Annotated in this window: 19 protein-coding genes; 7 read left to right on the forward strand and 12 right to left on the reverse strand. The window is 68.1% G+C overall.

Going from position 1 to position 21,286, the window contains the following annotated elements:
* Both VMJ11_RS05865 and VMJ11_RS05870 read right to left on the reverse strand, forming a co-directional pair.
* Positions 1 to 681 (reverse strand): aromatic amino acid lyase (locus VMJ11_RS05865; RefSeq protein WP_325617876.1); only part of this gene is annotated, 681 nt, incomplete at its 3' end.
* A 123-nt stretch (positions 682 to 804) separates the two neighbouring features.
* The gene (locus tag VMJ11_RS05870; protein ID WP_325617878.1) at positions 805 to 1,860 is read right to left on the reverse strand and encodes a LysR substrate-binding domain-containing protein; all 1,056 of its coding nucleotides are present in this window, start codon (positions 1,858 to 1,860) and stop codon (positions 805 to 807) included.
* A gap of 107 nt (positions 1,861 to 1,967) precedes the next feature.
* On the opposite strand from VMJ11_RS05870, the gene VMJ11_RS05875 reads away from it, so the two are divergent.
* A complete protein-coding gene (locus VMJ11_RS05875) occupies positions 1,968 to 2,873 on the forward strand; it encodes an NAD-dependent epimerase/dehydratase family protein (protein ID WP_325617880.1) in 906 nt (301 codons plus the stop codon).
* 107 nt (positions 2,874 to 2,980) lie between these two features.
* A complete protein-coding gene (locus VMJ11_RS05880; protein WP_325617882.1) occupies positions 2,981 to 3,163 on the forward strand; it encodes a hypothetical protein in 183 nt (60 codons plus the stop codon).
* Between the two features lie 85 nt (positions 3,164 to 3,248).
* Here VMJ11_RS05880 and VMJ11_RS05885 read toward each other — a convergent pair whose 3' ends face one another.
* Genes VMJ11_RS05885 through VMJ11_RS05895 form a run of 3 tightly spaced genes read right to left on the reverse strand, consistent with a single transcriptional unit; the run spans position 3,249 to position 4,817 of the window.
* Positions 3,249 to 3,995: a thioredoxin family protein gene (locus tag VMJ11_RS05885; protein WP_325617884.1), complete on the reverse strand. Its 747-nt coding sequence runs from the start codon at positions 3,993 to 3,995 to the stop codon at positions 3,249 to 3,251.
* Positions 3,996 to 4,029: 34 nt separating this feature from the next.
* Positions 4,030 to 4,434 (reverse strand): SRPBCC domain-containing protein, encoded by a 405-nt coding sequence (locus VMJ11_RS05890; RefSeq protein ID WP_325617910.1) that lies wholly within the window; start codon positions 4,432 to 4,434, stop codon positions 4,030 to 4,032.
* On the reverse strand, positions 4,368 to 4,817 hold the full coding sequence (locus tag VMJ11_RS05895; RefSeq protein ID WP_325617886.1) for a metalloregulator ArsR/SmtB family transcription factor: 450 nt from the start codon (positions 4,815 to 4,817) through the stop codon (positions 4,368 to 4,370). The genes VMJ11_RS05890 and VMJ11_RS05895 overlap by 67 nt, the downstream gene beginning before the upstream one ends.
* Before the next feature lie 134 nt (positions 4,818 to 4,951).
* Here VMJ11_RS05895 and VMJ11_RS05900 point away from each other — a divergent pair, with 134 nt between their 5' ends.
* Positions 4,952 to 5,377, forward strand: a complete 426-nt coding sequence (locus VMJ11_RS05900; protein WP_325617888.1) for a hypothetical protein — start codon at positions 4,952 to 4,954, stop codon at positions 5,375 to 5,377.
* Between the two features lie 147 nt (positions 5,378 to 5,524).
* Here the strand turns inward: VMJ11_RS05900 and VMJ11_RS05905 are convergent, their stop codons facing one another.
* A complete protein-coding gene (locus VMJ11_RS05905; RefSeq protein WP_325617890.1) occupies positions 5,525 to 6,928 on the reverse strand; it encodes an NCS2 family permease in 1,404 nt (467 codons plus the stop codon).
* A gap of 416 nt (positions 6,929 to 7,344) precedes the next feature.
* Here VMJ11_RS05905 and VMJ11_RS05910 point away from each other — a divergent pair, with 416 nt between their 5' ends.
* Together VMJ11_RS05910 and VMJ11_RS05915 are read left to right on the forward strand one after the other, a co-directional pair.
* Complete coding sequence (locus VMJ11_RS05910) at positions 7,345 to 8,379, forward strand: PRC-barrel domain containing protein (RefSeq protein WP_325617892.1); 1,035 nt, start codon at positions 7,345 to 7,347, stop codon at positions 8,377 to 8,379.
* Positions 8,380 to 8,390: 11 nt separating this feature from the next.
* A complete protein-coding gene (locus VMJ11_RS05915; RefSeq protein WP_325617894.1) occupies positions 8,391 to 9,641 on the forward strand; it encodes an MFS transporter in 1,251 nt (416 codons plus the stop codon).
* A gap of 382 nt (positions 9,642 to 10,023) precedes the next feature.
* Here the strand turns inward: VMJ11_RS05915 and VMJ11_RS05920 are convergent, their stop codons facing one another.
* Positions 10,024 to 10,422 carry a DUF3331 domain-containing protein gene (locus tag VMJ11_RS05920; RefSeq protein ID WP_325617896.1) on the reverse strand — a complete coding sequence of 133 codons (399 nt, stop codon included), beginning with the start codon at positions 10,420 to 10,422 and terminating at the stop codon, positions 10,024 to 10,026.
* 149 nt (positions 10,423 to 10,571) lie between these two features.
* Here VMJ11_RS05920 and VMJ11_RS05925 point away from each other — a divergent pair, with 149 nt between their 5' ends.
* A complete protein-coding gene (locus VMJ11_RS05925; RefSeq protein WP_325617898.1) occupies positions 10,572 to 10,796 on the forward strand; it encodes a hypothetical protein in 225 nt (74 codons plus the stop codon).
* 461 nt (positions 10,797 to 11,257) lie between these two features.
* On the opposite strand, the gene VMJ11_RS05930 is transcribed toward VMJ11_RS05925, so the two are convergent.
* Positions 11,258 to 12,166 carry a LysR family transcriptional regulator ArgP gene (locus tag VMJ11_RS05930; protein ID WP_325617900.1) on the reverse strand — a complete coding sequence of 303 codons (909 nt, stop codon included), beginning with the start codon at positions 12,164 to 12,166 and terminating at the stop codon, positions 11,258 to 11,260.
* Between the two features lie 193 nt (positions 12,167 to 12,359).
* Between VMJ11_RS05930 and VMJ11_RS05935 the strand changes: the two genes are divergently transcribed.
* Positions 12,360 to 12,977: a LysE/ArgO family amino acid transporter gene (locus VMJ11_RS05935; protein ID WP_325617902.1), complete on the forward strand. Its 618-nt coding sequence runs from the start codon at positions 12,360 to 12,362 to the stop codon at positions 12,975 to 12,977.
* A gap of 51 nt (positions 12,978 to 13,028) precedes the next feature.
* On the opposite strand, the gene VMJ11_RS05940 is transcribed toward VMJ11_RS05935, so the two are convergent.
* Genes VMJ11_RS05940 through VMJ11_RS05955 form a run of 4 tightly spaced genes read right to left on the reverse strand, consistent with a single transcriptional unit; the run spans position 13,029 to position 21,015 of the window.
* Positions 13,029 to 13,961 carry a hypothetical protein gene (locus VMJ11_RS05940; protein ID WP_414694311.1) on the reverse strand — a complete coding sequence of 311 codons (933 nt, stop codon included), beginning with the start codon at positions 13,959 to 13,961 and terminating at the stop codon, positions 13,029 to 13,031.
* A 9-nt stretch (positions 13,962 to 13,970) separates the two neighbouring features.
* Positions 13,971 to 16,556, reverse strand: coding sequence for an NfrA family protein (locus VMJ11_RS05945; protein WP_325617904.1), 2,586 nt, complete (start codon positions 16,554 to 16,556; stop codon positions 13,971 to 13,973).
* Entirely contained in the window at positions 16,553 to 18,733 is a 2,181-nt protein-coding gene (locus VMJ11_RS05950; RefSeq protein ID WP_325617906.1) for a glycosyl transferase family protein, read from the reverse strand. The genes VMJ11_RS05945 and VMJ11_RS05950 overlap by 4 nt, the downstream gene beginning before the upstream one ends.
* Positions 18,734 to 18,735: 2 nt before the next feature.
* Positions 18,736 to 21,015, reverse strand: a complete 2,280-nt coding sequence (locus VMJ11_RS05955; protein ID WP_325617908.1) for a cellulose biosynthesis cyclic di-GMP-binding regulatory protein BcsB — start codon at positions 21,013 to 21,015, stop codon at positions 18,736 to 18,738.
* Positions 21,016 to 21,286: the final 271 nt, after the last annotated feature.

The following is a 21,286-nucleotide window of genomic DNA, read 5'->3' on the forward strand; positions in this document are numbered from 1 at the left end:
GCAAAGCGCGCCGGCGACGAGCGCCGTGCGGTACAGGTCTTCGATCGCGAAGAGGTTGTAGAGCGCGAGCGCCGTGGAGGCTTGCGTACCGTTCAGGAGCGCCAGACCCTCCTTCGCCTGCAGCGCGAGCGGCTTGAGGCCCGCAGCCGCGAGGCCCGCTTCGGCGCTGGCGCGCTCGCCGCGAATGAACACCTCGCCAATGCCGAGCAGCACCGCCGACATATGCGCGAGCGGCGCGAGGTCGCCCGAAGCGCCCACCGAGCCCTTCACGGGAATCAGCGGCAGCACGTCGGCGTTGAACAGCGCGATGAGCGCATCCATCACCTCGCGGCGAATGCCGGAGTGGCCACGGCCGAGGCTCGAGAGCTTCAACGCCATCAGGAGCCGCACGACCGGACGCGACATCGGCTCGCCCACGCCCACGGCGTGCGAGAGCACGAGATTGCGCTGCAGCAGTTCGAGCTGGTCGTTCGGAATGTGCGTGCTCGCGAGACGCCCGAAGCCCGTGTTGATGCCATAGGCGGGCTCGCCTTTCGCCGTGATCTCGGCGACGGCGCGAGCGCCCGCGTCGATGGCGGCGAAGCTGGCCGGATCGAGTTCGAGCCTGACCGCCTCGCGCGCGATCTGGCGCAGTTGGGGCAGGGTCAGATAGCCGGGCGTGAGGCGAAGGGTCGGGAGCATGGTCGAATCCTGTCTATACAAGTCGCGAAAGTGGCCGAAGTCTAGCCTGGCGCGCCTGTCTATACAACTCCCCTTGCCTGCCGATGTGACCTGGGACTATCCACGAGATCGCCGGAAGTCCCTTCACGCGTCGAGTTGCAGCCTGCCCCCAATAAACGAGAGAAAGCACTGCACGCGCGCCGCGAGCGCGGCGCTGCGGTAGTACACGGCATGGACGGGCTGGCGCTGCTCGAAGAGCGCGTCGTCGAGTATGGTGACGAGCCGGCCCGTCTCGCGGTCGGCGGTGGTGAGAAAGTCGGAGAGGCAGGCAATGCCGCTCGCGGCGAGCGCGAGCTGGCGTATCGTCTCGCCGCTCGATGCCGATAGCGCGGGCGCGATCGTGTAGCCGGGCTCCGCCGCTTGCGCCGCTTCTTGCACCGCTTCTTGCACCGCTTCTTGCGCCGCTTCTTGCGCCGCTTCTTGCGCCGCCGCTTGCACCGCTTCCTGCACCGCTTCTAGCCCCCGACTAGCCGCGCCGGCTTCGCCCTCGCCCGCCGCGCGCCCGATATCCGTCCCGGCCGCCCCCCGCAGCGGCCAGCGGTTCAGATGCGCGGGCGCGGTAAAGCCGATCAGCCGGTGCTCGCGCAAAGCGGCCACGCTGCGCGGCGTGCCGTGCGCCGCGAGATAGGCGGGACTCGCGACGATACGCAGACGGCTCGTGCCGAGCGAGCGCGCGTGGAGCGTGGAATCCTGCAGCGCGCCGATACGAATCGCGATATCCACGCGCTGCTCCAGCAGGTCGACGATGCGCTCGTTGTTCGTGAGTTCGAGCTGGATCTCGGGATAGCGCTGCGCGAACGCCGCGACGTGCGGCACGATGCAGTGGAGCATGAACGGCGTGGCGGCATCCACACGCAGCCGCCCCGAGGGACGCTCGCGGTGGCGCGTGACGGCCTCCTCGGCATCGGCCATCGCGGCGAGAATTGCGCGGGCACGCTCGAGGAACAGTTCGCCCTCCTCGGTGAGCTGCAGGCGGCGCGTGGTGCGCAGGATCAGCGCGACGCCCAGCTGCTTTTCGAGCCGCGTGAGCGCGCGGCTCACCCCCGATACGGTCTGCTGGAGTTTTTCGGCGGCGGCGGTGATCGACCCCGCGTCGATCACGGTGACGAATACGAGCAGTTCGTCGGTCGACGTCTTCATTGTTGATCCGCAGTCAAGATTCATTTGAGACTAACACGGTTTTTGCAAAGCGCAGATACCGCGATACTGGCCACCATCGCATTCCGGAAAGGACCAGGGAGCAACCCATGAAAGTATTCGTGACAGGCGCAGGCGGTTTCATCGGTGGTTCGATCGCGGCGCACCTCGCACGCTCGGGCCACGCGGTGCGCGGCCTCGTGCGCCGGCCCGAGCAGTTCGCCGAACTCGAAAAGCTCGGCATCACGCCCGTGCCGGGCGACCTCGACGACCGCGCGATCCTCACGGCAGAAGCACGCGCCGCCGACGCCGTGATCAATGCCGCGAGCAGCGACCACCGTGGCGCGGTTCAGACGCTGCTCGACGCGCTGGAAGGCTCCGGCAAGACGCTCCTGCACACGAGCGGATCGAGCATCGTCGGCGACGCCTCGGGCGGCGAGGCGACCGAGCGCATCTATCACGAAGACGCCCTGCCCGAGCCGACCGCCGACAAGGCGCCGCGCGTGGCCATCGACGATCTCGTGCTCGCGGGCGCGCAGCGCGGCGTGAACAGCGCCGTGCTCTGCAACACGCTGATCTATGGCGTGGGCGCCGTGCCCGGTGCGGCGAGCGTCCAGTTGCCCCGGCTCATCCGTCAGGCGCAAAAGAGCGGCGTGATGCGCCACGTGGGGCGCGGCCTGAACATCTGGTCGAACGTCCATATCGACGATGTGGCCGAGCTTTATCGCCTTGCGCTCGAGAAAACGCCTGCGGGCACGTTCTATTTCGTGGAGAGCGGCGAAGCGTCCTTCCGCGAGATGTCCACGGCGCTCGCCGAAGTCATGGGCCTTGGCGCGCCGCAAGACTGGCCGCTCGAAGCCGCGATCGAGGAATGGGGCTACGAAATGGCCTCCTACGGCCTCGGCTCGAATAGCCGCGTACGCGGCGAGCGCGCACGCTCGCTGCTCGGCTGGCAGCCGCGGCGTACTTCGGTCACCGAGTGGATCCGCACAGCCATGCCAAAGCCGCAAAAATAAGTGCTGTAGAGCAGATGATTGTTGCGTATCCGTAAGCTCGATCCGCTAGAATCCGGGCGTTTCGTGCTACCCGCCGACGCTTTGCAGGCGTTGGCACCGGATACGCAATGTTCCTCGCGCTGAACTTTTACTGGCTGACCAATCTGCTTGCCATCCTGTTCATCGTCGCGTGCCTCTACGACACGCGCTACGACGAATATGGCACGCTCACGCTCGCCGCCGCTGCGATGGGGCTCATCGTCATGGCCATCGAAGTGCTGCTGCGCCCCGCGTTCGAGATATCGCTCTAGCACGCCATGCCTACGCGACGGATGCCGCGCGCTTTCGTTGCGCTGACATCTACCTGACTATTCCACACGATCAGCCCGATTGGCGCTATTGCGCCTTCTGCTCGTGCGCACAGCACGACGACTGCGCCGGCGCGTCTTCGTAACGATCGTGATGGCGCATCCACTCGCGCATGTCCTTCTGCTCGTTGCGCCCCTTCGTCGTGAACTCCAGCATCGCATAGGTGCCGAGCACGCTCTCAACGCCTCGCGCATACGCCGAATACGTGTGATAGACGTTGCCCGCTTCGTCGCGATAGAACGCGCTGATGCCGGGCAGCTCGTCGCTCAGGTAGTCCTGCTCCGCGTAGTTGTAGAGCGCCTTGCCGCGCGCCTTGTCAGCCTCGCTGAACGACACGTGGTAGTCGAAATTGAAATCGCTGCCGTTGGACGACACCCACGGAAAATGCCAGCCCATGCGCTTCCTGAACGCCTCGATCTTCGCAAGCGGCGCGCGCGAAACCGCCACATAGGTCACGTCGTGATGCTCCAGGTGCGCCAGCATGCCGTCCACGTGATCGGAAACGAACGAGCAGCCCGGGCAGCCCTCTTCCCACTCGGGCCCGAGCATGAAGTGATACGTGAGCAACTGGCTGCGCGGTCCGAATAACTGCGCGAGCGTGCGCGGACCTTGCAGCGTCTCGAACGTATAAGTCTTGTCGACCTTCACCCAGGGCAACGCCTGACGCTTCGCCACGAGCGCATCGCGCGCATGCGTGAGAGCGCGCTCTTCGGCGAGCAGCGCCTTGCGCGCCACCATCCATTCGGCCTCCGAAACGATATTGTGCTGTTCCATCGTCGACTCCTCCTTCTGCGTGAACACGCGCCGTTCAGTCGAACAGCGCCGCCAGTTGATCGATTGCGCTCGTCCAGCCCTCGTTGTGCGCGTCGCGCGCCGCCTCGTCGAAGAAGCGCTCGTGCTTGAGCGTGAGATCGGTGGCGATCCCGTCGGCGACGAGTGTCACCGTCACGCGCGACTCTCGCTCGGGCGTGCTGCGCCACGCCCACGTGAACACGAGCTTTTGCTCCGGCACGACTTCGAGATAAGTGCCGCTCACGTCGTGCTCTTCGCCGTTCGCGCCGCGCATGATCACGCGAAAGCGGCCGCCCACGCGCACGTCCGCTTCGGCGTGAATACAGGTGTTATCGAGCGGTTGCATCCAGCGCATCAGCTGCGCCGGTTGCGTCCACGCGGCGTAGACCTTCGCGGCCGTGGCGTTGATGCGCCGCCGGATGGTGAGGCTTGGAGCGTGATGACTGCCGGGCTCGGCCGAGGGCTGGGTTGACATGCATCCTCCTCCACGAAAGCTGCGAGACGATCGAGTTGTTCGCTCCAGAAGCGTTGATAGTGCGCGAGCCATTGCATCGCGTCCTCCATCGGCCCCGCAGCGAGCCGGCACGCGACCGTGCGGCCGGTTTTCGCGCGCGTGACGAGGCCCGCCTCGGCGAGCACGTCCAGATGCTTCATGACCGCAGGCAGCGACATCGCAAACGGCTGCGCGAGCGCGCTCACCGAAAGCTCGTCGTGCTGCGCGAGCCGCGCGAGCAGCGCGCGCCGCGTGGGGTCGGCGAGCGCCGCGAACGTGCGGTTCAGAATCGCTTCTTCATGCTTAACCATGTGGTTAAGCATAGACGGCGAACGAACGATGTCAAGGAAAGCGGAACGGGCGAACGGCGGCGGCACGCACGGCCACGGCCCGGCGACTAGAATGACGCTTTCGTCACGTCACGTCGCGTCGCGCCCCTCCCGCCATGCCGTCCAAAATCCGCAACTCGCTACTCTGGATCTTCGAAGCGTTCGAGCGCGAATCCGGCTATCTATGCAAGCGCATGTTCGGCTGCGACGCCGCTTATCTCGACGGCCTGCTGTGCCTCGTCGCCGCCGATCGCGATGCGCCGTTCAATGGCTTGCTGGTTTGCACGTCGCAGGACCGCCATGCCGCGCTCATCCACGACATGCCGGCGTTGCGCCCGCATCCCGTGCTCGGCAAGTGGCTCTACGTGCCGCAGGCCGATCCGGCATTCGAGGACACCGCCGCGCAGTTGAGCGCGTGCGTGCTCGCGCGCGATGCGCGCATCGGCGTGGAGCCCAGGCCGCGCAAATCGAACCAGTCGGGTAAGGGCGGTAAGGGGAACAAGGGATGCAAGGGGCACGTCAACAGCCTGCTGCCGAAATAACGCGCGCGGCGCAGCACGCCACGAACACGCCACAAGCCACACGGCCCGCGCCGCCGTGAAGCGACGCGGGCCGTGCAGCCGCCCGGGCGGGCCGCCTCGTCCGCCCGGGCGTTTGACCGGGTCATCCGTATGCGCGAGCGCGCATCGTCAGATGGCCCAGCCGCCCAGGTAGAACGCGGCCAGCACGATGGCGATCACGACCGTGCCCACGTTCAGCTTGCGGTACTCGCCGCTCACGATCCGGCCGATCACGAGCGTGCTGAAGCCCAGCATGATGCCCGTGACGATGTTCGCGGTCAGCACGATGAACACGGCGCAAACCAGCCCCGCCATCGAATCGACCATGTCAGACATGTCGAGCCGGCTCACGCTCGAAAGCATCATCAGGCCGACGTACATCAGCGCGGGCGCCGTGGCGTACGAGGGCACGAGGCCCGCGAGTGGCGCGAAGAACATCACCGCGAGAAAGAGCGCGCCCACCACGGCGGCGGCGAGGCCCGTCTTCGCGCCGGCCGCCACGCCCACCGTCGATTCGATGTAGGCCGCCGCCGGCGCGCCGCCGAAGAAGCCCGAGAAGATCGAGGAAAGCGAGTCGGCCGTGAGCGCCCGCCCGCCATTGACGATGCGCCCATTCGCATCGAGCTGGCCCGCCTGCCCCGCCACTGCGCGGATCGTGCCGGTGGCGTCGAACACGGCCGTCATCACGAGCGCGAGCACGCTCGGCAGCACGGCGAGCGAGAGCGCTCCCTTGATGTCCATCGCGCCGATCAGCGAAGCATGGCCCGGCGCGGAAAGCGAAGGCCACGCGAACACGCCGTGAAAGGTCACAGCCGGATCGATGGCGAGCCCGAGCGCCGAGATCGCGACGATCACGATCAGGATCGAGCCCGGCACGCGGCGGCGCACGAGGCCGAAGATCGCCGCGAGCCCCACGACCGAGAGCAGCGCCGGCAACGCGGTGATATGGCCGAGCGAGACCGGCAGGCCCGGGCCGGGATTCTTCACCACGAGCCCCACGTCGTTCGCGGCGATCAAGAGCAGGAAAAGGCCGATGCCGATGCCCGTGCCATGCGCGATGCCGTGCGGCAGGTTGCGCAGGATCCACGAGCGCACACCCGTCACCGAGATCGCCGTGAACACGATGCCCATGAGGAACACGGCGCCGAGCGCCACTTCGGGCTTGAGCCCCTTGCCGAGCACGAGCCCGAACGCCGTGAATGCCGTGAGCGAGATCGCGCAGCCGATGGCGATCGGCAGGCGTGCCCACAGGCCCATCAGCAGCGAGCCGAACGCGGTGGTCAGGCACACGGCCACGAACACGGCGCTCGTGTCGAAGCCCGCCTTGCCGAGCATGCCCGGCACGACGAAGACGGAATAGACCATCGCGAGGAAGGTCGTGATGCCCGCAATCGCCTCCTGGCGAAGCGAGCTGCCGCGCGCGGCAACGTCGAAGTAACGGTCGATGAAACCCGTGGACGTGCCCAACGACTCGATGGGCTCGACTTCAGCGCCGGTTGCGCCGGCAAGCGGCTGCGCGTGGGGTTCGATCATGGTGAGTGCCTCCTTTATCAGCATGCTGAAACGGCCGCGGGGCTCGCCCGCCGGGTCCGTCATCAGGTTCGTCTCGTCTCAATGGAATAGTCGTGTCGACGCGTTGCCGGCGCCTTCCCGGCCACCGCCCCCGCACACAGGATGTGTGGGAAGCGCGGGCCGCGCGGCGCTCATCGTTTTGACATCTTTTTCTGGTTTGAGCGAAGGTTAGGCGAACACGTCCGGCGCTCCCATCGCGCGATTCGCATTGAGGTCATGCCACGATGCTTATATGCCCGCGAACAGGGCGCAGCGCGCACGCAGTCCCCGCGTTTACACCTGGGCGCGGCGCTGCGCGGGTTACACTCTCACGCACCCCGACCCGGTTTCCCCTGCCGCGCGAGCGTCGCGCCGGCTGCTCCAAGGAGTTTCTGTTGATGAGAGGCGGCTTCGCACGTTCTGCACGTTCCGCACGTCCTGTTTTTCACCTGCCTTACGCGCTGCCCCTGCTGATGCTGCTAGCGCTTTCGGGCTGCAGCTTGTTCCGGCCGGCCCCGCCGCCGCCGGAAGCGCCCGTGGCCGTGGAGCCGGAGCCGGTTGCGAGCGAGCCCGAAGCCGCCTCCGCCCCCGAGGCCGCGAGCGAGCCGGAAACCGAAATCACGGCGAAGCCCGCGTCGAAGAAGCCGCACCCCGCGCCCGTGCGCCGCCGCCGTCCGGCCCCGCCGCCGCCCGTGCCCGCGAGCGCGCCGCCCGCGCCGCCGCCCGCGCCGCTCGTGCAGGTGCGCACGCTCGAGCGCGGCAGCTTCCGCACGCTGCTCGACAGCGAAGTGCAAAAGACCGACGGCAAGGTCGTGGGCCGCGCCGTCGACCTCGTCGCGGGTCCTGGCGGCAAGCCCGTCGAGGTCGTGGTGAACCTGCAGGGCTTCATGGGCATCGGCGACCGCAAGGCGGACTTCCCGTGGAGCGGCGTGCGCATCAACACGCAGCCGAAGACGCCCGCCATCACGCTCGCCCTGCCGCCCGGCCAGCTCCAGGTGCCCGATCGGCCCAAGGCCGGCGCGCCGCAGCCCGGCGCCCCCGAGGCGAGCGCGACGCGCCTGCCGATGCTCGACACGACCGTGGAGCGTGCCAACGGCGCGAAGGTGGGCCGGGTGGTGGACGTGCTGCTCGACGGCAGCGCGGACCCGCAGGCCGTGGTGCTCGACGTGAGCGGCACGCTCGAGAAACGTCACACGATAGCGGCCGACTGGTCGGCGCTCCATTTCGTCACGAAGAACAACACGCTCGAAGCGCAACTCGAGATGTCGGACCAGCAGGTCGACGCTTCGCCGCCCTACGCCGCCGACCAGCCGGTGCGCGCCGTCTCCCCAGGTACGCCCGGTGCGCCGGGGGCAGCGGCCACTGCCGCGGCTGCGGCACCATCCACCACCTCAGCCGCCGCCTCCGCAGCCAACACGCACGGTGCCAAATGACGGACGGCACGATGCAACAACCAACCCCAAGCACGCGCAGCGTGCGTGCGCTCGACTGGCTGAACTTCTTCGTGGCGAACGTGCAGACGGGCTTCGGGCCTTTCATCGCCTCGTATCTGGCGTCGCACAAGTGGACCCAGGGCGAGATCGGCCTCGCGCTTTCGGTGGGCACGATCAGCGCGATGGTGAGCCAGGTGCCGGGCGGCGCGGCCGTCGACGCGCTGCGTAACAAGAAAGCCGCGGCCGCGTGGGCGATCATCGCGATCATCGTCTCGGCCATGCTGCTCGCCGCGAGCCCGACCATCATCGCGGTGATGGCCGCCGAGGTCTTCCATGGCTTCGCGAGCTGCATGCTCGTGCCGGCGATGGCGGCGCTCGCGCTCGCACTGGTCGGCCGCCAGAACCTGGGCGACCGCCTCGGGCGCAACGCGCGCTGGGCCTCGATCGGCAGCGCCGTGGCCGCGGGCCTGATGGGACTGTGCGGCGAGTACGTCTCGCCGCGCGCCGTATTCTGGCTCACCGCCGCACTCGCGCTGCCCGCGCTCGTCGCGCTCGCGATGATCGAGTACGACCGGAACGCCGCGCACGCGAAGCCCGCCGCCAGGCCTGGGAAAGCTGGCAACGCGAGCACGGGCGAGCCGCGCGAGACGATCTTCGATCTGCTGCGCGACCGGCGCATGCTGACGTTCGCGGCCTGCGTGGTCCTCTTCCACCTTTCGAACGCGGCGATGCTCAACCTCGCCGCCGGCGAAGTGACGGCCGGCATGGGCGACAACGTCCAGCTCGTGATTGCGGCTTGCATCATCGTGCCGCAGGCCATCGTCGCACTGATGTCGCCGTGGGTGGGACGCACCGCGCAGGCGTGGGGCCGCCGGCCCGTGCTGATCCTCGGCTTTTGCGCGCTGCCGGTGCGGGCGCTGCTGTTCGCCGCTGTCGGCAATCCGTATTTCCTCGTGCCGGTGCAGATGCTCGACGGCCTCTCGGCCGCGGTGTTCGGCGTGATGCTGCCGCTCATCGCCGCCGACGTGGCCGGGGGGAAGGGTCGCTACAACCTGTGTATCGGGCTCTTCGGGCTTTCGGCGGGGATCGGCGCGACGCTTTCGACGGCGCTTGCGGGCTTTATCGCCGATCACCTCGGCAACACGGTGAGCTTCCTCGCCCTCGCGAGCGCGGGCGCCGCCGCGGTGCTGATGGTATGGCTCGCGATGCCCGAGACGCGCGACGCGCTCGAAGAGGAAAGCCGCCGCGACGCTACCGTCTGAGCGTTTGAGCGTTTGAGCGTTTGAGCCTCGGACCGCCGCGCGGCGGTTGCTGCGGGAAAGCGCGGGGGTGCGCAACCCCGGGCGCAACCGCGGCGGCCTCGAGGTGCATGCGGGGTAGGCTACTCGATCAATATCCGGGCGACGCGCCCGCAAGAGATTGGGCCGGCGGTTGCGCCCGCTGCGGCGCGCGGTGGCGAGCCACCTGCCGCCAGACGCTCGACCACCGGTCGCCCGCATGGCGCCGGCTGGCACAGCTTTCCGATATTGAAATGACTGGCCGCGCCCACGCGCCCGGAAGCGGCGGCGGGTCGGCGGCAGGAGGACTCAACGTCAAACACGGCGCCCGCGCGACGCGGACGACCGGCGTGCCCGGGCAGCTCGCTCAGGCGGCGAGCGCCTCATCCAGACGCGCGGCGACGACGCCGCTGGGAAGGTTCTCGAGCTTGCTCGCGAGGATCATCGCGTCGGCATTGGCCGGGCGGTGGCGGCGATTGGGGCTCGGGCGGAATACCGCGTCGCCGCGGCGGATCTTTTCGCCGGTCAGCGCGCAAACGGCGCTGCGGCGTGCCGTGCACACCCGCCATAGCTGATCGGAGTAGCGGCCGTAGGTGGCGTCGCTCCAGCAAACGGTGATGCTGTCCGGATCATGACGCCGGATCAAGGTGATGCCCTGCGCATCCCACGAGCGCACGGTGGCGCGCCGCCGGTTGGCTGCCTCCGAAGCGCTGCGCGTGATGGGTACCGGTTTGCAGCTTCTGCCACCTTCGAATTCGCCGTCCATGCTGAGCGGCTCCGAAGCCGCGGACAGAAGGTCAATGGTTTGTTGCCAAACGCTGCCGGTATCTAATTTCGTCATAATGCACCTCGTGCACGTGGAAACGATTCAAATATGCCGGTCGAATAAGCTCTCTACCACGTCCGGATTATAGCGTGTCCAACTCGCAATCCACAGGGAAAACGCAATTTTCACACGATAATATCAAACAAAAAAACGGCTCGAGCGAATTTTCAGTGCCGGCTGCAAGTCTCCAATGTTGGTTTCTTTACATCCATGACTTTTTTTCCCGGTTTGACGATATCTGGCAATCCGCAGCGGAAAAAATACCCGCCCCGACGATTGAAGCACCGGCTGGCGCGACTCTCAAACATAACTGAATTGTCACATCACACGCGGCGGCTGCCGCCGGCCTGAACCCGGAGAAGCCCGCCCATGGGCCGTTTGGGGCCTTTCGCGTGCGTGGCGGCAGGACTGCGCATACCCGCGCCACACGAACGATCAATGAAACGCAATGCGCGGATTTGACATTTACGCATCCGACATATCACATACGAAACGTCAGTCTATTGACGGCGAAATCATCGCACAGTACCGCAGGCAGTCTGACGCATCGCATTTCGAAGCATCCCACTATTCGAAAAACAATTAATGGATTTTGAATATTGGTTTAAACGCTTTGCCGCCGGGCAATTCGGTCAATGCACAACGGCTGGCATAAGAATAGCAGTGGCGATACAAACCGCCATCATCCTCACCGATTCCGAGCGCACTAAGCCGACATTGAATCGCCGGATAAAGACAAACAAATGAAGATATCGCAGCCGGTGCGGCGCGGGTTTCAGACGCTGCGCCCCTGATCGAGAAAATCGCCGGCGCGAAGCTTCAGCATGGCGCCGAAGTCGTCGAGCCAGCCGATCGAAAGCCGCCAGCTCTGCCAGTAGAGCTCGACGTCGAGCGCGCGGCCGGGCGTGAGTTCGACGAGTTCGCCGCGCGCCAGATGCGGCGCGATCATGCGCTCGGGGCACATGCCCCAGCCGAGTCCGTTCAGGCAGCAGCGCAGAAAGCCGGCCACATGCGCAATCCAGTGCAGCGGCGCGTCGACCTGCGCGCGCGTGATGCGGCGGATGAAGCGCTTTTGCAGTTGATCCTTCGGATTGAACTCGATGCATGGCGCGAGGCGCAGCGTATCGCGCGTCACGCCCCCGGCGAAATAGCGCTCGAAGAACGCCGGCGAGCAGACCGCGAGGTAGCGCATGCGCCCGAGGCGCGACGAGCGGCAGCCCTGCACGGGCTCCGACTGCGTCGTGACCGCGCCTTGCACGCTGCCGTCGCGCATGCGTTGCGCGGTGTGGTCCTGGTCGTCGATCACGAGGTCGAGCAGAATGCCGCGCTCGACGCAAAAATCCGCCACGGCGTCGATGAACCAGGTACCCACACTGTCGTCATTGACGGCCACGCGCAGCGTGGGCCGGGCGGCCCCAAGGACGCTCGTGAAGGTGGGCATCGCCCCGCCCAGCTCCGCTTCGAGCAACTGCACGCGCTCCGTGTGGCGGCACAGCAAGGCGCCTGCGGCGGTAGCAACGCACGGCTGGCCGCGCTTCACGAGCACGGTGCCCACGCGCTCCTCGAGCAGCTTCACGCGCTGCGAGACCGCCGATGGCGTGACGTTGAGCGCACTCGCCGCACGATCGAACGAACCATGCCGCACGACGGCGGCAAGCGCATCGAGCAATGCGTAGTCGAGCATTAGCGTTCCTTAATCTGGTTAATGAAAATGAGCTTTGCTTAGGCGGATCCAGGCGGCAGACTAGCGCCGTTTGCCGCGCATGTCCAATGGGCGCCGGCACGGCGCAATGCGCCTCCCTATGAACTCTCGTGCGCGAGACGCGACCATCCGGCGCAGCCGGCCCCGCGCGCGCCCCAACCGACTCGCATCCGTCATGAACTGGCTCGCTTTCACACACGGCGCGGCGCTCTGCGCCTCGCTCATCGTTACGATCGGCGCACAGAACGCATTCGTGCTGCGCCAGGGCATCCTGCGCTCGCACGTCGGCAAGATCGTCGTGCTCTGCACACTGTCCGACTTCGTGCTGATCGGCGCGGGCGTGGGCGGCGCCTCGGCGCTCGTCGAGCGCTACCCAACCTTCGTGCATCTCGTGCTCTACGCCGGTCTTGCATGGCTCGTGTGGTTCGGCATCGGCGCGCTGCGTCGCGCGGTGCGTCCGGGACACGCGGTGCTGGAAAGCGATGCCGCCGCGCAGGCGCCCGAGCAGCGCGCCTGGCCGATCATCCTCATGACGCTCGCGTTCACGTGGCTCAATCCGCACGTGTATCTCGACACCTTCCTGCTGATTGGCACAGCCGGTGCACGCGAGCCGCAGGGCAGCCGGCTCGCGTTCGCGACCGGCGCCATGACCGTGAGCGCCGTGTGGTTCGTGGGACTCGGCTACGGCGCACGCGCGCTCGCCCCGCTCTTCCGGCGTGCGCTCGCGTGGCGCGTGCTCGACGGCGCCATCGGCGGCATGGTGCTGCTGATTGCCTTTGCGCAGTTGCGCTAACGCCCGGCGCTTACCTCGCATTTGACGGCCGCGTGCCGCCCGCGAAAGCCGCTAGCGCGCCGCACCCTTCGCCTTCTGCAATTCGAGCAGGCCCTGGACCAGCTCCGGCGACATGTAGTGCGGGCCGTCGAACAGATAGACGCGATAGCCGTGATAGGCCTCGAGTTGCGGCGCCAGCTCGGCGGCCGTGGCGGCGCGAAAGCCGCCGCCCTGCTTCGGCCGGAACGCCTCCGCGATGATGCGCACGCGCTTTTGCCCGAGGTGCGCGGCGAGCGCGTCCGCGTATTCGCGTGCCGCCGCCGGTCCGCGCGCATAGACGCCGCAGCCGTCCTGCAGCAGCACGCCGACATCGCGCGGCAACCAGCCATCGAGCCATTTCGCGAGCGCCTCGCCGCCAATGTTGCTGGTGTCGTACACGCTGATCCACAGCGGGTGCGGCAACCGTTCGAGCAGCGGCGCCATGCGCGGCGCGTCGGCCCAGGTGGGATCGACCTCGACCGGGAAATACCAGCCGGTGATGTGCACGGGAGGACGCACGGCCGCGAGCTTCAGCGACCGCTCGACCAGCGTTTCGAGGTTCGCGCGCGCCTCCTTCTCATTCGAAAAGCCCGCGAGCCCGACGATCACGCCACGCGCCCACGGTTCGTTGGCAATGCGCACCCAGTCGGGCACACGCGGCGCGGGCAGCCCGGCGCCCGCCATGAACGCGACGTCGTCGACGGCGATCCATTGCACCAGCAGTTCGTTCACCCCCAGCCGGTCCCAGTCGCCGCGCAGGTCGAGATGCTCGTTGTCGGGCTGCCAGACGATGCCTTGCGCAAGCGCATCCGCGTGCGCGGGCACCTGCAGCGTGCAACCGGCGGCGGCGAGCGCGAACAGCGCAGCGCACGCAAGACGCGCGCTGCGCCGCACGAGGCGCGGGCAGAGCCACCCGGCTTCCCCCGCGTCGACTGCTCCGCCATGAGTCCTTGCACGCACCATCATCAGGTTTCCTCAATAAGAAAGCACGGCGCCGAAGAACACGCCGCCCGCCCGGTCGTCGCCTGTGAGACGCCAGCGGTACTGCACTGAAACGTCCATATACGAGCGCGGCGCATCGTAGAAGCTGTCGCGGAACCAGTAGCGCGTCGAGACGCCCACGCCCATGCCCACCGGCACACTGCGGTCGATGCTCGAATCGTAGTCCATGCCGACCACGGCATACGGAAAGACCGTGAGCTTCGGGCTGATGGTGTCGAGCCGCCATGTGCGGCCCGCTTCGAGATAGCCCGTGCCGTAGTTCCAGCCGTTGCTCACGTAATGCCCGACCTCGCCATAGTCCTGCACGGTCCACCACGAAGGCACGTCGAGTCGCCGCTCGGTGCCGAAGCCGCCCGAATAGGCGAGGCGCACGAGCCAGTCGGACGGCGCATGCGAGCCGATCGGAATCAGCCGCTCGAACGCCACGACGAGATTGGTCGATTCGAACGGCTTCGCGCGCGCGCCCACGGCCGCGAGCGCGGTGGAGATGCCGCTCGGCGCGTCGCCCTTCGCACCGAAGTCCTGGTAGGCGCGCGCGTAGACCTCGAAGTTGCGGTCGCCGAGCGCGCCGAATGGCCGCCAGTACCCTTCGACGCCCATCTGCCAGTTGTTGTACGAGCCGGGCACCTCACCCGTCGACACGCCGGGCTGCAAACCCGAGCCGCGATAGTTGACCGAGGCGATGAATCCCCAGTCGCGCGTCACGTCCGCGTGTGCGTTGCGCAGATCCTGAAGCTCCAGCAGCGTGTCAGGCGCGACGCCCGGCGGCGGCGACGTGCCGTTGTCGATCGCGCGTTTGAAATAGCGCGCGGCGAGCGCGTCGAAGTGGGCGCGGTAGGCGCTGTAGCCCGCATCCCCGGTGGCTTGCGGCGGCAACTGGCCGGCTTCGTCCGCCTGCACGAAGTACGTGGCGGCGCGGCGGTCGTCTCCGGCGCGTTGTGCGATATACGCGGCCGACAGCGGCGGCAGCGCGTCCAGCAGGCCAGCGTCGTCCATGGCGCGCGCTTCGCGCGTGGCACCCTTGGTGTCACCGGCGGCGACGAGCGCGTCGATCAGTTCGAGGCGATGCTCCGGATTGCGCGGATCCGCGGCCACGGCCTGACGCTGGGCGGCGAGCGCTGCCTGCTTGTCGCCGCGCTGGGCCGCGAGTATCGAGGCGCGCCGTGCCGCGAAGCCGGGGTCGGCCGCGTAGACGTCGCAGGCGCTGCCGTAGCGGTCCACCGTGCAGTCGAGCACCGGCCGCGCCTGCGTCGCCACGCGCTCCCCGGACGCGGGCGCCGCCGCCGGATGCGCGAGTGCCTCGCGCGCGTAGTACCGACGCGCGGCGATCAGCGAGTCGGTGTCGTCACCTGCGGGCTTGAGCGTCGCGAGCAGATCGAGTGCGCGCTGGGGCTGGCCTTCGGCCGTCCACACGTCGGCGATGATCGCGCGCGCCACGCGCTGGTCGCGCACCGATGCGCCAGCGCTTTGCAGCGCCTGCGCGAAATCGTCGTCGGCGAGCGCCGCGCGGCCTTGCGCCGCGCGAGCGTAACCGCGCAGCACGTAGAACATCAGCGGCGGCTTCGCACCCGATTCGATTGCGTCGCCCGCCGCCGTCTCAAGGCCCGCCATGTCGTTTTGTTCGAGCACGATCTCGCCGAGCAGCAGACGGTTGCCGGACTGCGCCGGCGCGTAGCCGATCGCCTCGTGCATGAGCGCGATGGCTTCGGCTGCGTCGCCACGCGCGCGCGCGGCCTGCGCCGCCTGCACCGCTGCCGGCGCGAGCCGCGCGCCGATTTGCGTGCGCCGTTCACGCAGCGCCTGGCTGTCGCCGAAGCGGCGCTGCGTGTCCTGCGCGGCCTGCCATGCTTCGCGGTCGTGACCGCCGGCCGCGGCAGCGTCGATGGCGAGCAGGCGAAAACGCAGCAAGTCCGGCCGCAGCGCGATCACTTCGTTCGCCTGGCGCCAGGCCGCGTCGTACTGCTTCGCGCTGTACGATCTGTAGGCATCCTGAGCAAGCTGCCATGCCCGGCCAGTCAGATAGTCGGGAGGACCGGAACCCGGCGCCGCCGGGCGAGCAGTGCGAGCACCCGCGGTTACTGCGCCAGGCCGAGCCAATGCGGCAATCTGTATGTCGACCTCGCGCCGCCGCGCCTTGAGTGAGGCATCGGGACCGATCTGGGCGATCGCATCCGCAAGCGTGCGACTCGCCTCGCTCCATTGGCCGCGCGCCGCCTGCGAATTGGCAAGCAACAGGCGCAGCGAAGCCAGATCGGGGCGCTGCCGGATCGCCTCGCGCGCATAGCGCTCGGCCTGCGCGTAGTCGTGGCGGGCATAAGCGTCATAGCCCTGCTGCGCGACGCGATACGCCGCGCCGCTGAGCGGCAACGGTTGTGTGCCTGGCGGCAGCGCCTCGGCCTGAACGCGCCCAACGCCCGCGAGAACGGTAAGACCCGTACACAATGCGGCAAGCAGCAACGCGCGGGGCACGCTCGCGAGAAGCGGCGTGTACTGAGCTATCCGCTCGCCCGTACGCCTTGAAGTTCGCCTCGCAGCGAAATGATTCGGAGTGCGCTTCATGAATTCGACGCACCTTCGGCGCGCAAGCGCTCCTGTTCCGCGATCGCCGCGAGCAATGCGTCGCGGGTAATCACGCCCTGCTCCACCATGAAGTCGCCGATGCGCCCGTGTTCGGCGGGGCGATAGCGTTGCAGCGCCTCCTCGAATGCCGCGCGCTTCACCGCGCCACGCTCGATCAGCAGATCGCCGAGCAACGGCACGCCCGCTGGTGTCGCTCGTTGCGCTTCGGCATCCGCGTTCGCTTCATGCGCTTCGCTCACCTGCACGAGCGGCACGCCGCGCAACAGGCGCAGCCCATCTGCAATCTCGCCCTCGCGCACGATGCGCTGGACGATCGGCAACGCGCTATGCGCCTGCAACTGCTCGAGCGCCGGCTGCGCGAGCGGGCTCGCGCACAGCAGCACCGCGTGCCCCTTGCCGTCGTCGCCTTGCGGCAGCACGCGGTAGCGCACCGCGAGTTCGAGCGCGAGATCGTCCGCGTGACGCATGAGCCGTGCGCGATCGAGCCGGCCGCGCGGCAAATCGGCCTGGAACGCGATGGCCTCCGCGAGCGTCTCCTCGTCGAGCCAGCCTTGCGCCATCAGCACGCGTCCAAGCGGCGCCTCCTGGGCGTGCTCCTCGGCGAGCGCCTGCTCCAGCTCCCTGGGCCCGATCGCCTGCCACGAGAGCAGCAGCTCGCCGAGCCGCTGACGCCGGTCCGTGAAGCCGTCCGACGAAGGGAAATCGTGCATGGTCTTGTCCCACACGAGCCGTTTGCCGGTGGCGAGATACACGAGATACATCTTCCACGCGCGCGAGACCGCCATGAAGTTCACGAAGTTGCCGATCACCATGCGCGGCACCGAGAGCACGCCATGCTCCCAGCCATAGAGCCGCGACACGAAATACACGCGCTGGGCCACCCGCAGCAGCAGCGCGATGCCGTTCGCCCACAGCACGATGGTGAGAAAGCGCGAACCGGCGAACGGCGAGTCGATCAGATCGGGACGGATGCCGAGAAGATCGGCGTAGGCGAAAAGAAGGAACTGCACGAGCAGGATATAGGCCAGTATGCCGACGAACGCCGTGACGATACCCTTGCGATCGCGCGCGAGCAGATAGCGGTTCGCGAGCGTGCCAGCCCAGCCCGTCTGCTCCCATCCCTGCAGGCCGATGCCGAGCGTCCAGCGCGCGCGCTGACGATATGCAGTACGAAACGTATCCGGAAAGAACTCGCGCACGCACAGCGGCATGGTCAGCGTGACGTCGCGCTCGGGTCCCAGGCCGAACCACGATTTGCGCCGCGTGGCGAACTCCACCGGAAAGCGCGCGAAGATCGAATGCATGCCCATGCGGCCGAGGCGCTCGCCCACGTCGTAGTCCTCGGTCAGCGTCTCCGTATTGAAGGGCTGGTTATGGGTTTCCTTCGCGAGACCGGCCAGCGCGCGCCGCGAGAAGCACGTGCCCACGCCCGCCGAAGGCACGGTGCCCGCGAGGCTCTCCCGCACGACGAGATCCTTCGCGTGCCACTCGGCGAACTCGTCCATGTACGTGCCCGCGACGAGCTCGTACCACTGGCGTTCGAGCGAGGCCACCGGCAGCTGGATCATGTCCTTGCGCGGCAGCAGGTAGTTGAAGAAGCGCAGTTCGAGCGGGTGCAGCACGTCTTCGCTGTCGTGCAGGATCACGCCCGCGAACTCGGTGCCCGTCTCCCGTTCCATGCGAAAAATCGCCTGCACGATCCAGTTCAGGCAATCGGCCTTGCAGGTGGGGCCGTCGTGCGGCACCTCCACGCGGTGGAGCTGCTTGTAGCGCCGCCGCATGCGCTCGACTTCGGCAATGGTCGCCGCGTCGTTCTGGTAGGTGCCGACGAACACGACGTAGTTCTTGTAGTCGAGCACGCGCACGAGGTCGGTGACCATCGAGGCGATCACGTCCTCCTCGCGCCACGCGGGCACCATGATCGCGAGCGGTTGCTGCTCGCGCGCGTAAAGCTGCTCGGCGCGCAACGGCGCGTAGCGGCGCTCGATCGTGAAGTACCGGATGATGCGGCGGATCCAGTACCACGCGTCGATGAACAGGTCGTCGATGCTCGAGAGCAGGATGATCACCGCCACCGCCGCCGCCAGGTACTCCATGCCCTGGTAGTAGCGGCCCGCGAAGTAGTTGAGCCACCAGTCGATCGCGTTTGCGCTCACGGTCAGCCCTGCTTGTTGTCCGGATTGCCATCCGGCTCGTTGTCCGGATGGCCTTCGGCCTCCCGTGCCTCGCGCGCCGCCGCGGCCGCAGCCGTTCGCGCCCGTGCCCGCGCACGCGCGACGCCGGCCGCGAGCAGCAGCAACAGCAGCACCGCGATCGCGATGGTCGGCACGCCCCAGCCTGCCCAGTGACGCGTGAGCCAGGCGCGCTGGTCGTCCGCGGGCGGCACGCCGCCTGGGTACTGCGTATCGAGGGTCTTGAGCACGCCGCTCGCGTCGGCGATGGCCACGTCGCCCTGCGAAAGCTGCATCCCGGGCGGCAGCACGGGCGCGTTGCCCACGCTGCGATACACGATGCCCGGCGTGCTGCCCGAGCGCACCACCTGGATCAGGCCGATATCCGCGAGTCCCGACATATCGGCGAGCATCGAGCCGCCGCGCCCCTTCAACGTGAGGCGCCCGTCGCTGAAGCTCGCGTGGCCGGTCTCGCTGTCGAGCGCGACATCGGCGGCGAGGAACGGCGCCTTCGGCTGCGCCGTCTGGCCGTTCGCCACCACCTGGAGCGTCGCGCGCGAAGGCGCGACACCCGCCGCATTGGCGAGCCGCGCGACGCGCGGCAGCGTGCTCGCGGGATCGGCGAGATAAGCCTCGGGCACGATCACGTTCGCCGCGCGCGAGAAGCGCGCCACCATGCCCGTGAAGTTCTCGCCGAGCGGCCCGGTGCCGAGCACCAGATGGCTGCCCGGCAGCACGGCCGCGGGATAGCCCTGCTCACGCGGGCGACAGCCGCCCGCGGGCTGGCGCTGGAACAGCACGCGCAGCGTATTCACGGGGCCGAGCGCGTAGACCGGAATGTCTGCGCTCACGCGCTGCGCGTGGCCATCGGTGTCGAGCAGCTGCGAGCCGATCAGCACCCCGTTGAAGAAGATCGACGCCGTTTGCCCATTGCGGTCCGCGGCAGGCGCGGCAGCCAGATCGAGCACCACGCGGCGCGGGATCTTGCCGTCACCCGAGACTGCCGCGAGATCGAAGCTCGCTTCCCACGTTGCGCTCGTCAACACGTCGAGCGTGCGTGGCGTGCCGCCGATCAGCGAAAGCGCGACCTTGTCGCTCGAGCCGCCCGCGCTCAGGTTGGGCGACGCGGCAAGTTCGTGCACGACGAGCCGCTGCGAAACGGCGATGCCGGTCCACGTACGCGAGAGCGCGCTCACCCCGAGATCGTCGCCCACCACCACCGTGGGCAGGCCGCCCAGATGCGCGAGGCGCAGCTCGCCTTTGTCGAACGGCGCGACGAGCGCGCCGCCCGCGCGGGTGCGCCAGGCGTCGAAGGCGCTCGCGGCATCGGCGGACGCGGCCTGCATTTCACCGCGCAACGCGTCGAGCGCCGCGCCGGCCTGCGCGCGCAGCGCGTCGTCGGCGACCACGACGTTGGGCGCGAACACGCCCGCCGGCGCGAGTGCGATGAGCGCGCCAAGCTCGGCGGGATTCGCGAGCTTGTGCGAGCCGCCTGCCGCGAGCGCGGCGAATGCCGGAATCGCCTGCAATGCAGCCGGCACCTGCACGCTGCCGAGATTCACCGTGTCGCCCACGGCCGGCATGCGCACCGTGACGGGCGCGGCCGCGCCGCGCATCAGCAGCGCTTCGAGCCGCCACGCCACGTCATAGGCCGCCGCATCGAGCTTGCCGCCGCTCACGAGAACGACCGGCCTCGCGGGCAGCGCGCTCCATGCGGTGCGCACGTCGCTCACGGCCGAGGTGTCGAACTGGTAAGTCAGCCGCGTGGTGGGCGCGACTTTCCACACGTTGCCGATCGCCGTCTGGTCCGTGCACACGTTCTCGTCGAGCACCGACGACCATTGCAGCCCCACACGCACGAAGCCCGAGGGGCGCGGCTCGCCATCCACGCCGATGCTCAGCGAGCCGTCGCCCTGTGCGTCGGTCACGTTGCGTGCCTGCACGGGCGAGCCGTCGAGCGAGAGCAGGAAGGTCGTGCGCCCGCCGTTGGCCCGCAGATAACTCGCGTCGAGCTGCAACGTGGCGTTGCTGATCGGCAAGCCCGCGGGCACCGGCAGATAGAGTTCCTGGCTCGCATCGGGCGCGCGCAGCACGACCGATTCGCGCACGCCGAGATCCGCGAGCGAAACACTGCGTGACTCCACGCGGCCCGCGCCGAGTTGCGCGAACGCGCTGGCCAGGTCGCCGGGGGCGGCGCAGGCCGGGCGGCTCAGCGCAGCGAAAAGCGCCACGGCCACCCATGCGGCGAGCGGGACGCCTCGGCCCATGCATTGCGCTGCGCGTGCCTGCCGGATCGGATCGAATCTCACGTGTCATGCCTCATGTTGTCGACGCGGCGGCACGCCGGCCGCCTGGCGAGCCGCAGTGCCCGCCTACTCGGATGATTTGATTGGCACCACGATGCAACAGATGAAGCTGACGCGGCAGCGCGAAGTGGCAGCATCAAGGCGCCTCGTCCGCCTCGCCGGGCTCGGGCCGCATGGCGAGCACCGGATGGCGGTAGCCTGGCAGCTCGTGGCTCGGAAATGGCTTGAACGG

Origin of the sequence: Paraburkholderia sp. (assembly GCF_035501035.1) — a bacterium.
Taxonomy (GTDB): Bacteria; Pseudomonadota; Gammaproteobacteria; order Burkholderiales; family Burkholderiaceae; genus Paraburkholderia.